The sequence below is a fragment of the Streptosporangium nanhuense genome (genome assembly GCF_059358815.1).
This window is the reverse complement of sequence record NZ_JCADBG010000059.1, coordinates 1-9,973: the sequence shown is the minus strand read 5'-3', so window position 1 is coordinate 9,973 and position 9,973 is coordinate 1. Positions and strand designations below refer to the sequence as shown.

Sequence of the window (9,973 nt, the reverse complement as noted above, 5' to 3'; positions counted from 1 at the left end):
ATGGCCCGGCACCTGGTGGCCGAGCGGGGGGTGCGGCACCTGCTGCTGGCCAGCCGCCGAGGCCTCGACGCCCCCGGCGTGACAGAGCTTCACCAGGAGCTGAGCGAGCAAGGTGCCCGGGTCACCGTCGCTGCCTGCGATCTGGCCGACCGGGACGCGGTGGCGGCGCTGCTGGCCGAGGTGCCGCAGGAGCATGCGCTGACGGCGGTGATCCACGCGGCCGGTGTGCTGGATGACGGGACGATCACCTCGCTGACGCCCGAGCGGCTGGACACCGTGTTGCGGCCGAAGGTGGACGCCGCCTGGCACCTGCACGAGCTGACCGCGGACAGTGACCTGGCCGGGTTCGTGGTGTTCTCCTCGCTGGCCGGGTTGATGGGTGGGGCGGGTCAGGGCAACTACGCGGCGGCCAATGCGTGGCTGGACGCGCTGATGGTGCGGCGGCGGGCGCAGGGCTTGGCGGGACTGTCGCTGGCGTGGGGGCTGTGGGCGCAGGCCACCGGGATGACCGGCGGCATGTCGCAGGCCGATGTGCAGCGGATGACCGCGGCCGGGTTGCCGCCGATCACCACCGAGCAGGGGCTGGCACTGTTCGACGCCGCCGTCGGCTCGGACTCCCCCCTCGTGGTCCCGGTACGGCTCGACCCGCCCGCACTGCCGCAGGAGCAGGTGCCGCCGCTGTTCCGAGGACTGGTGCGCGGTACCCGCCGTACGGCCACCGGGGCGCCGGCGGACGGGGGCGGTGGCGCGGGCGCGGCGCTGTCCCGGCAGCTGGCCGGGCTGGCCTCCGCCAAGCGGATCCGCGTGCTGGTCGACCTCGTCCGGGCCCAGGCCGCCGCCGTCCTCGGGCACCCCGACTCCACGGCGGTGGAGGTGCGCCGCGAGTTCCGCGAGCTGGGCTTCGACTCCCTCACCGCGATCGAGCTGCGCAACCGGCTCAACGCCGCCACCGGGCTGCGCCTGCCCTCCACCCTCGTCTTCGACTACCCCACCCCGACCGTCCTCGCCGAGCACCTCCTCGCGGAGATCGCGCCCGGGGAGACCGAGGCCGCGAAGCCCTCGTTGCTGGCCGATCTCGACAGATTCGAAACCGCTCTTTCCGAGGAATCGATCGACGAGATCACTCGGAACGGCATCGCGACACGGCTCCGGCAGCTGCTGGGGAAGGTGAGCGGGGGCGGTTCAGAAACTAGTGAAATCGCTGTTGAGGACATGCTCGAATCGGCGAGTACCGAGGACATTCTCGGCTTCATCGAAAGCGAACTGGGTCACCTGAAAGAGCTGTGATCCCGGCTCGCCTCGGAGTACTTCGGAGGTACGCGCCGATGTCGCAGGACCGGAAGCTCGTTGACTACCTCAAGTCGGTTGCCGCCGATCTGCGCGAGACCCGTCGGCGGCTCCAGGAGGTCGAGTCGGGCAGGCACGATCCGATCGCGATCGTGTCGATGGCGTGCCGCTTTCCGGGCGATGTCAGCTCTCCCGAGGACCTGTGGCGTCTGGTGGCCGAGGGCGGCGACGGGATCGGTGAGTTCCCGACGTCGCGGGGCTGGGACCTCGGGATGGTGTACAACCCGGATCGGGAGAGCCGGGGCACCAGTTACGTGCGTGAGGGTGGTTTCCTGCACGAGGCCGGTGAGTTCGATCCGGGGTTCTTCGGGATCTCCCCGCGTGAGGCCCTGGCGATGGACCCGCAGCAGCGGTTGCTGCTGGAGGTGTCGTGGGAGGCCTTCGAGCGGGCCGGGATCGACCCGGTCTCGCTGCGGGGCAGCCACACGGGCGTGTTCGCCGGTGTGATCTACCACGACTACGGCCCGAGCGTCGAGTTCCCGCTGGACGTGCGGGGCTTCGTCAGCACCGGGACCGCCGGAAGCATCGCCACCGGCCGCATCGCCTACACGATGGGCCTGGAGGGTCCCGCGGTCACGGTCGACACCGCCTGCTCGTCCTCCCTGGTGGCCTTGCACCTGGCGGCGCAGGCGCTGCGCTCGGGCGAGTGCGACCTGGCCCTGGCGGGAGGCGTGACCGTGATGGCCACGCCCGGGATGTTCATCGACTTCAGCGCCCAGGGCGGGCTCGCCGGTGACGGGCGGTGCAAGGCGTTCGCCGAGGCGGCCGACGGCACGAGCTGGTCCGAGGGCATCGGCATGCTGGTGCTGGAGCGGCTGTCGGACGCGCAGCGCAACGGTCACCAGGTGCTGGCGGTGGTGCGTGGGTCGGCGGTGAACCAGGACGGCGCGTCCAACGGCCTGACGGCGCCGAACGGCCCCTCGCAGCAGCGGGTGATCCGCCAGGCACTGGCCGGCGCCGGGCTCACCCCCGCCAACGTGGACGCGGTGGAGGCACACGGCACCGGGACGACGCTGGGCGACCCGATCGAGGCCCAGGCGCTGCTGGCGACGTACGGCCAGGACCGGGACGAGGACCGTCCGCTGCTGCTCGGCTCGGTGAAGTCGAACATCGGCCACACGCAGGCGGCGGCGGGTGTCGCCGGTGTGATCAAGATGGTCATGGCGATGCGCCGGGGGTTGCTGCCCAGGACGCTGCACGTGGACGCACCGTCGTCGCACGTGGACTGGGCCTCGGGCTCGGTGGAGCTGCTGACCGAGACCAGGCCCTGGCCCCAGGTGGATCGGCCCTGGCGGGCCGGGGTGTCGTCGTTCGGTTTCAGCGGTACCAACGCGCACGTCATCATCGAGCAGGGCCCGGGAGCTCCCGACGCCGAGCCGGTCGCGGACGAGCGGGCGCCGGCGAGCGCGGGTGTGGTGCCGGTGCTGGTGTCGGGCCGCACGGCGGGGGCACTCCGGGCGCAGGCCGGGAAGCTGGTGTCGCTCCTGGACGGCGAGTCAGGGCCGGGCCTGGACGACGCCGCGTTCTCGCTGGCCACGACGCGGTCGGCGTTCGAGCACCGGGCGGTCGTACTGGCCGGTGACCATGACGGCGCGCTGGCCGGGCTGGGCGCGCTCGCCGAGGACCTGCCGGGCGCCGGTGTGGTGCGCGGGGTGGCCGGGGCGCAGCCGGAGCTCGCGGTGTTGTTCACCGGCCAGGGCAGCCAGCGGGCCGGGATGGGCCGGGAGTTGTACGAGCGGTTCCCGGTGTTCGCGACGGCGCTGGACGAGGTGGTCACCGAGCTGGACCCGCTGCTCGACGGGTCGCTGCGCGAGGTCCTGTTCGCCGAGCAGGGGGAGGCGCTCGATCAGACCGGGTGGGCGCAGCCCGCGCTGTTCGCGCTGGAGACGGCGCTGTTCCGGCTGGCGGAGTCGTGGGGAGTGGTGCCGGACGCGCTGGCGGGCCACTCGATCGGCGAGATCACCGCCGCGCACGTGGCCGGGGTGCTTTCCCTGCCGGACGCGTGCGTCCTGGTGGCGGGCCGGGCGCGGCTGATGCAGGCGCTGCCTGCGGGTGGGGCGATGGTGTCGGTCCGAGCCTCCGAGGAGGAGGTCGCCGAGCTGCTGGCCGGGCGCGAGAAGGACGTCTCGGTCGCGGCCGTCAACGGTCCCGCGTCGGTGGTGATCTCCGGGGCGGAGGAGGCGGTGCTGGAGGTCGCCGCCGCCCTGGAGGAGCGCGGGGTCAGGACGAAGCGCCTGCGGGTGTCGCACGCCTTCCACTCCCCGCTGATGGACCCGATGCTGGAGGAGTTCCGCGCCCTGGCCCGGACGCTCACCTACGAGCCGCCGCAGATCCCGGTGGTCTCCACCCTGACCGGGCAGGCGGCCACCGACGAGCGGCTGTGCTCGCCGGACTACTGGGTGGAGCAGGTCCGCGGCGCGGTCCGCTTCGCCGACGGCGTCCGGGCGCTGCACGCGCAGGGGGTGCGGGCGTACCTTGAGCTGGGGCCCGGCGGGGTGCTGACCGCGATGGCCGCCGACACCCTTGCCGCCGACGAGTCGAGCGCCGTTCTCGTGCCGCTGCTGCGCGGGGACCGCGACGAGCAGGTCGCGTCCATGACAGCGCTGGCCGAGCTGCACGTGCACGGGGTGGCGGTGGACTGGCAGGCGGTGCTCCCGCGCGGACGCCGGGTCGACCTGCCCACCTACCCGTTCCAGCACGAGTGGTACTGGCCCCGCGAACGGCGGCTGGGCGACGCCCGGAACCTGGGACAGGCCGCGGCGGGGCACCCTCTGCTGGGCGCCGCCGTGGCGCTCGCCGCCTCGGACGGCGTGCTGCTGACCGGCCAGCTGTCACTGCGGTCGCAGGCCTGGCTGGCCGACCACGTCGTGGGCGGGAGGGTGCTGTTCCCCGGCACCGCGTTCCTGGAACTGGCCGTCCGGGCCGGTGACCAGGTCGGCTGCGACCTGGTGGAGGAGCTCACCCTGGCGGTGCCGCTCGTGCTGAACGAGACCGACGCCGTCGCGGTGCAGGTGTGGGTGGGCGCGGAGGAGTCGGGCAGGCGCGACCTGAGCATCTACACCCGGCCCGCCACGGCCGCCGACGACGAGCCGTGGGTACGGCACGCGGTCGGCGTCCTCGCCGCCGGCGGCCGGACCGCCGAGCGGCTCGACACCGACGTCTGGCCGCCCCGGGGCGCGTCCGCGATCGAGCTGGACGGGCTGTACGAGCAGCTCGCCGAGGGCGGGCTGAGCTACGGGCCGCTGTTCCAGGGCCTGCGGGCGGCCTGGCGCCGTGATGACGAGATCTTCGCCGAGGTGAGCCTGCCGAGCCGGCTCGAATCGGACGCCGGTTCGTTCGGCGTGCACCCGGCCCTGCTGGACGCGGCGCTGCACGTGGTGACGTTCGCGGGGCTGGACGAGTCCGAGGGCAGCCGGTTGCCGTTCTCCTGGGACCAGGTGAGCCTGCACGCCGGTGGCGCGCCGGCGCTGCGGGTGCGGCTGGCCAGGACCGAGGGCGACGCCGTCTCGCTGACGGTGGCCGATGTCACGGGTGAGCCGGTGCTGACGGCACGGTCACTCGTACTGCGCCCGATCGCGGCGGCCACCGGCGAGGGCGGCCGAAGGAGCGATCGGGATCCCCTGTTCAGGGTGGAGTGGACGGCGCTGCCGTCGGCGCGGGTGGCACCGGTGGCCGATCCCGCGCCGACCGTGGTCGTGGTCGGCATCGACACGCTCGACCTCGCGGACCCGTCGGCGTTCGGGGACACGGACCGGGCACCGGGTGTCGTGGTGACCGAACTGACCTCCGGCCGTACCGGTTCGGTGGTGGACATGACGCACGCGCTGACCGCGCGCGTTCTCGACCTGCTGAGCCGTTGGTCGGCCGATGATCGGTACCGCGATTCGCAGCTGGTGTTCGTGACGCGGGGCGCGGTCGCGGCCGAGGACGGCGAGGTGGTGTCGGACCTGCCCGCCGCCGCGGCGTGCGGGCTGGTGCGCAGTGCCCAGTCGGAGAACCCGGGCCGGTTCCTGCTCGTCGACCTGGACGAGGACCGGGAGTCGCTGTCGGCCCTGCCCGGGATGCTGCCCATGCTGTTCGCCTCCGGTGAGCCGCAGGTGGCGGTACGCGAGGGCGGGGTGCGGGTGCCGAGGCTGGTGTCGCTGGCCTCGGGGGCGGGCTTGCTGCCTCCGGCCGGTGAGGTGGCGTGGCGGCTGGGCAGCCGGGCCAAGGGCAGCCTGGACGCGCTGGAGCTGCTCCCGTTTCCGGCGGCGGCCGGGCCGCTGGAGGCCGGGCAGGTTCGGGTGGAGGTGCACGCGGCGGGGGTGAACTTCCGGGACCTGCTGGACGGGTTGAACGCGCTGGGCTGGTTCCAGGACAGGGTCGGCCTGATGGGCAGCGAGGCCGCGGGCGTGGTGCTGGAGGTCGGTCCCGGCGTCGAGGACCTGCGGGTGGGCGACCGGGTGGTCGGCCTCGTCGAGGGTGGTTTCGGCCCGGTGGTGGTCGCCGGTGCCGGCGGGCTGGCCAGGATCCCCGACGGGTTCTCGTGCGAGCAGGCGGCGACGATCCCGGTGGCGTTCCTGACGGCCTTCTACGGGCTGATGGACCTGGCCGGGTTGCGGGCGGGGGAGCGGCTGCTGGTGCACGCGGGCACCGGCGGGACCGGGATGGCCGCGATCCAGCTGGCGCGGCGGCTGGGCGTGGAGGTGTTCGCGACGGCGAGTCCGGCCAAGTGGGAGGTGTTGCGCTCGCTGGGCGTCCCCGATGACCACATCGCCTCCTCGCGTTCGTTGGAGTTCGAGGAGCGCTTCCGCGCGGTGGTCGGCGACCGGGGAATCGACGTGGTGCTCAACTCCCTGACCGGGGAGTTCATCGACGCCTCGGCGCGGTTGCTGCGTCCGGGGGGCCGGTTTGTCGAGATGGGCAAGCTCGACATCCGCGATCAGGAGCGGTTCCCGGGGTTGGAGTATCACTGGTTCGACGTCCTGGACGCCGGACCGGAGCGGTTGCGGGAGATCCTGGCCGAGTTGATGGAGCTGTTCGCGGCCGGTGAGGTGCGGCCGTTGCCGGTGACGGCGTGGGATGTGCGGCGGGGGCGTGAGGCGTTCCGGTTCATGAGTCAGGCCCGGCATACAGGCAAGATCGTGTTGACCATGCCTCGTCGGTGGGATCCGCAGGGCACGGTGTTGATCACCGGTGGCACGGGTGGTCTGGGTGCGTTGTTCGCGCGGCATGTGGTGGCCGAGCGGGGAGTTCGGCATCTGTTGCTGGCCAGTCGCCGGGGCCTGGAGGCTCCGGGTGCGGTGGAGTTGCGGGCGGAGCTGGTCGCGCACGGGGTCGAGGTCACGGTCGTGGCGTGTGATGTGGCGGAGCGGGAGCAGGTGGCGGCGCTGCTGGCCGAGGTGTCCCCGGGGCACCCGCTGACGGCGGTGATCCACACCGCGGGCGTGCTGGATGACGGGACGATCGCCTCGCTGACGCCCGAGCGGCTGGAGACGGTGTTGCGGCCGAAGGTGGACGCGGCCTGGCACCTGCACGAGCTCACCCGTGACGAGGACCTGGCCGACTTCATCGTGTTCTCGTCGGTGGCGGGCGTGATCGGAGCTCCCGGCCAGGGCAACTACGCCGCGGCCAACTCGTTCCTCGACGCGCTGGCCCAGCGGCGCCGGGCCGAGGGGCTGGCGGCGCTGTCGCTGGTCTGGGGCGCGTGGGCGCAGGACGGCGGGATGACCGGCACGCTGAGCGACGGCGACATGGAGCGGCTGGCCCGTGCCGGCACGCCGCCGCTCGCACCCGACCAGGGCGTCGCCCTGTTCGAGGCGGCGGTCCGTGCCGCCGAACCCGTCGTGGCCCCGGTCCGCCTCGATCTGCCGGTGCTCCGCGCGCGGGGCGAGGTCCCGCCGCTGTTGCGCAGGCTGGTGCGGGGAAGGCGGCGGTCCGCCGCCGGGAGGTCGGAGACGGCCAGCACGCTGCTGCAGCGGCTGGCCCCGCTCACGGCGGCCGAGCGTGCCGAGGTCCTGGTGGACCTGGTGCGGACCGAGGTGGCGATGGTGCTCGGACACGTCTCGCCGGAGACGGTCGAGGTGCGGCGGGAGTTCCGTGAGCTGGGCTTCGACTCGCTGACCTCGGTGGACCTCCGCAACCGGCTGAACGGTACGACCGGGTTGCGGCTGCCGTCCACGCTGGTCTTCGACTACCCGACCCCGGCCGTGCTGGCGGAGTTCCTGCTGGGCGAACTGCTCGGTGAGCACGGCGACGCGGTGGTTCCCGCCGCGATCCGGCCGGTGGCCGACGACCCCATCGTGATCGTGGGGATGGCGTGCCGCTACCCGGGCGGGGTCGCCTCGCCGGAGGACCTCTGGCGGCTGGTCAGCGAGGGCGGAGACGCGATCTCGCCGTTCCCGACGACGCGGGGCTGGGATCTGGGGGCCTTCTACGACCCCGACCGGGAACGCCGGGGCACCAGCTACGTGCGTGAGGGCGGATTCCTGCACGGGGCCGGGGAGTTCGACCCCGGCTTCTTCGGGATCTCCCCGCACGAGGCGCTGGCGATGGACCCGCAACAGAGGCTGCTGCTGGAGACGTCATGGGAGGCGATCGAGCGGGTCGGGATCGACCCGGGCTCGCTGCGGGGGAGCCGCACCGGCGTGTTCGCCGGGGTCATGTACCACGACTACGCGAGCAGCGTGTCGTTCCCGCCGGAGGTGATGGGCTTCGTCAGTACCGGCACCGCCGGAAGCGTGGCGACCGGCCGCCTGGCCTACACGCTGGGCCTGGAGGGCCCGGCGGTGACGGTGGACACCGCCTGCTCCTCCTCCCTGGTGGCGATGCACCTGGCCGCGCAGGCCCTGCGGGGCGGTGACTGCTCGCTTGCGCTGGCCGGTGGCGTGACCGTGATGGCCAACCCGGGGCCGTTCATCGACTTCAGCGCCCAGGGCGGGCTCGCCGGTGACGGCCGGTGCAAGTCCTACTCGGACGCGGCCGACGGGGTGAACTGGTCCGAGGGCGTGGGCGTGCTCGTGCTGGAGCGCCTGTCGGACGCGCAGCGCAACGGTCACCAGGTGCTGGCGGTGGTACGAGGTTCGGCGGTGAACCAGGACGGGGCGTCGAACGGTCTGACCGCGCCGAACGGCCCCTCGCAGCAGCGGGTGATCCGCCAGGCGCTGGCCGGTGCCGGGCTCTCGGTGTCCGAGGTGGACGCGGTGGAGGGGCACGGCACGGGGACGACGCTGGGTGACCCGATCGAGGCCCAGGCGCTGCTGGCCACCTACGGCCAGGATCGAGATGAGGACCGGCCGCTGCTTTTGGGGTCGGTCAAGTCGAACCTCGGCCACACGCAGGCGGCTGCGGGTGTGGCGGGCGTGATCAAGATGGTGATGGCGCTCCGGCACGGGGTGCTGCCCCGGACGCTGCATGTCGACGCCCCGTCGTCCCACGTGGACTGGGCCTTGGGCGCGGTGGAGGTGTTGACGGAGCCGACCGAGTGGCCGGAGACGGGTCGTCCGCGCCGGGCGGGTGTGTCGTCGTTCGGCATCAGCGGCACGAACGCGCATGTGATCTTGGAGCAGGGGCCGGTGGAGGTCGCGGGCCCGGCGGCGGACGAGCCGGTGGGTGTGGTGCCGTGGGTGGTCTCGGGCAAGACCGAGGAGGCGGTACGGGCGCAGGCGCGTCGTTTGGGTGCGCACCTGGAGGCGAACGGCGATCTTGGCCTGGTGGATGTGGGGTCGTCGCTGGTGGCGTCGCGGTCGGTGTTCGAGCACCGCGCGGTGGTGGTCGGCGGGGATCGTGAGGGCCTGCTGGCAGGGCTGGGGGCGATCGCCGATGGCGAGCCTGCGGCCGGTGGGGTGGTCGCGGGCGTGGCCGACGTGGTCGGGAAGTCGGTGTGGGTGTTCCCGGGTCAGGGGGCGCAGTGGGTGGGGATGGGGGCGGCTCTGTTGGAGGAGTCGTCGGTGTTCGCGGGTCGGATGGCGGAGTGTGCGGCGGCGTTGGAGCCGTTCGTGGAGTGGTCGCTGTTGGAGGTGGTCCGGCAGGCCGAGGGTGCCCCGTCGTTGGATCGGGTGGATGTGGTGCAGCCGGTGTCGTTCGCGGTGATGGTGTCGTTGGCGGCGGTGTGGGAGTCGCTCGGGGTCAGCCCTGATGCGGTGGTGGGTCATTCGCAGGGGGAGATCGCGGCGGCGGTGGTCGCGGGTGGGTTGTCGTTGCAGGACGGTGCGCGGGTGGTGGCGCTGCGCAGTCGTCTGATCGGCGAGAAGCTGGCCGGGTTGGGGGCGATGGCGTCGGTGGCGTTGCCGGTGGAGCGGGTGCGTGAGCAGGTGGCGGCCTGGGACGGGCGGGTGTCGGTCGCGGCGGTCAACGGCCCGAACTCGGTGGTGGTCGCCGGTGAGGTCCACGCCGTCGAGGAACTGCTTGAGCGGCTGACCGGGGAGGGGGTGCGGGTCCGGCGGATCGCGGTGGATTATGCCTCGCATTCGGCGCAGGTCGACCTGATCGGTGAGGAACTGGCCCGGATTCTGGCGGAGGTGGCGCCACGGTCGGTGCGGGTGCCGATGCTGTCGACGGTGACCGGCCGGTGGCTGGAAGGACCAGAACTCGAAGCAGGGTATTGGTGTGAGAACCTGCGGCGCACGGTCGGGTTCGCCTCGGCGGT

At 73.0% G+C, this 9,973-nt stretch carries 2 protein-coding genes; both read left to right on the top strand.

What is annotated here, in order from left to right; translation table 11 throughout:
• The coding region (locus AC5L38_RS43675) for a type I polyketide synthase (protein ID WP_495248721.1) at positions 1-1,287 on the top strand (1,287 nt) is incomplete at its 5' end.
• 38 nt (positions 1,288-1,325) lie between these two features.
• A partial coding sequence (locus AC5L38_RS43670) for an SDR family NAD(P)-dependent oxidoreductase (RefSeq protein ID WP_495248720.1) occupies positions 1,326-9,973 on the top strand: 8,648 nt, incomplete at its 3' end.